The organism is Methylobacterium sp. Leaf100 (assembly GCF_001422845.1).
In the GTDB taxonomy this organism is placed as follows: domain Bacteria; phylum Pseudomonadota; class Alphaproteobacteria; order Rhizobiales; family Beijerinckiaceae; genus Methylobacterium.
Map to the genome: position 1 here is coordinate 1 of NZ_LMMW01000058.1, position 1,980 is coordinate 1,980.

1 protein-coding gene and 2 pseudogenes are annotated in these 1,980 nt (G+C 66.2%); 2 read left to right on the forward strand and 1 reads right to left on the reverse strand.

The genetic code is table 11. From position 1 onward, the window contains the following. The coding region (locus ASF25_RS18565) for a transposase (RefSeq protein ID WP_056306407.1) at window positions 1–273 on the reverse strand (273 nt) is incomplete at its 3' end. A 29-nt stretch (window positions 274–302) separates the two neighbouring features. On the opposite strand from ASF25_RS18565, the pseudogene ASF25_RS22285 reads away from it, so the two are divergent. Beyond that, a pseudogene (locus tag ASF25_RS22285) lies at window positions 303–833 on the forward strand (IS3 family transposase); the annotation flags it as partial. Between the two features lie 73 nt (window positions 834–906). Continuing rightward, window positions 907–1,868: pseudogene (locus tag ASF25_RS22290) on the forward strand (IS630 family transposase). The last annotated feature ends 112 nt before the right edge of the window (window positions 1,869–1,980 follow it).

Sequence of the window (1,980 nt, forward strand, 5' to 3'; positions counted from 1 at the left end):
CATGCGCGTCCGGTCGAGTTCACGCCGCAGACGGGCGATCTCAGCGGCTTGGTCGGAGGGGGACGCCACTGGGCTCGCAGGCGCGGCTCCCGGTGACCTTTCTGCTCGCGGTGGTGGGGAGCCACCCATCAACGCCGAGCGCCACTGCCTCAGCATTGAGGGTTGGATCCCGAGCTCGGCTGCGATCTGCATCTGCGGCCGGCTGCTACTTTCCAGCAGGGCCACCGCCTCGCGTTTGAACTCGGGGGTGAACTCGCGTCTCGTCTTGGCCATCAAACACCTTCCCCGCCCGCAAGGAGCGTATCAGAGGTGTCCGTGAAAGCGGGGGAGGATCAGTGCAGACGGCCCAGGGCAAGAGCTTGGCGCTGGCATGCAAGGAGGCGGAGATCTCCGAGCAGAGTTATTACCGCTGGCGCAAGGAGTACGGCGGTCTGAAAGTCGATCAGGCGCGGAAGATGAAGGACCTTGAGCGTGAGAGCGCTCGGCTGCGCCGGCTCGTCGTCGACCTTTCCCTAGAGAAGCAGGTGCTAACGGACGTTGCCTCGGGAAACTTGTAGCCCCCGAGCGACGCCGGCGGGCAGTCGACGGCATCCGTGAGAAGTACGGCCTCTCGGAACGTCACGCTTGCCGGATCGTCGGCCAGCACCGGGGCACGCATCGCTACGTGCCCACCGTACTGACCGATGAGGATGAGCTGACCCAGGCCATCATCGCCTTGGCATCTTCGTCACGGACGCTACGGCTACCGCCGCGTCACCGCGCTGCTTCAGGCAGCCGGCTGGCAGGTAGGCAAAGACCGGGTTCAGCGCATCTGGCGTCGCGAGGGGCTGAAGGTCCTTAGAGCCGTGCCCGATCGAGTTGGGACGGCTGGGGCTTCAGGACGTTGAGGGGTGAAGGAGGATGCCGATGCCTTCACCCTTGTCCGTCGATCTCCGCCAGCGTGTTGTGTCGGCCTTAGCCGCGGGCGCCTCCTGTCATCAGGCCGCAGCCCGGTTTGGGGTCAGCGTGTCCAGCGCCAGCCGCTGGTCGGATCGGTTTTGCCAGGATGGACAGCTTGCGCCCAAGCCGTCGGGCGGCGATCACGCCTCGTACTGGATCGAGGCGCAGGCCGACCTGATCCTGACGATCTACGAGGCGCGGCCGGCGATCTAACTGCGCGAACTGCGTGACGCTTTGGCCGAGCACGGCGTGCAGACTAGCACGAGCAGCCTGTCCCGCTTCTTCGCCCGGCACGGCATCACCCGTAGAAAGGGGCGATCCACGCCGCCGAGCAGGCGCGCCAGGACGTAAGGGCAGCCCGTGAGGCTTGGTTCGAGAACCAGGACGCCCTCGATCCCGACAGGCTGGTCTTCCTCGACGAGACTGCCGCGACCACCAACATGGCACGCCGCTACGGTCGGGCTCCGCGAGGCGAGCGCTGCCGGCTGGCCGTCCCGCACGGGCACTACAAGACCACCACGATCACCGCCGCCCTGCGCAGCCATGGCCTGTGCGCCACGACCCTATTCGACGGCGCCACCAACGGCGCGCGCTTCCGGGCCTACGTCACCGACACGCTCGTGCCCGTGCTCAAGCCCGGTGACACCGTCATCCTCGACAACCTGCAGGCCCACAAGGTGGCGGGTGTGCGTGAGACCATCGAGGCCGCAGGGGCGAGGCTGCTCTACCTCCCGCCCTACAGCCCGAACTTCAATCCGATCGAGCAAATCTTCGCCAAGCTGAAGGCTCTGCTCCGGACAGCGGCGGCTCGTACCGTCCCTGATCTGTGGCACACCATCCGGCAGGCTTTGGCCTCCTTCACGGCAGATGAGTGCCGCAACTCCCTCACCGCAGCCGGCTACGAGACCGACTTGGCCGTCGCTACGTGAGCGGGCACGGCTATAGAGCCGTGTCCGGTTGGGTTGAATCATGGGGTATCGGGCGGGCTGCGGATCTGATTCGATGTCGGGCTTTTCAAGGAGAGCGGGATGCCGTCAGCCT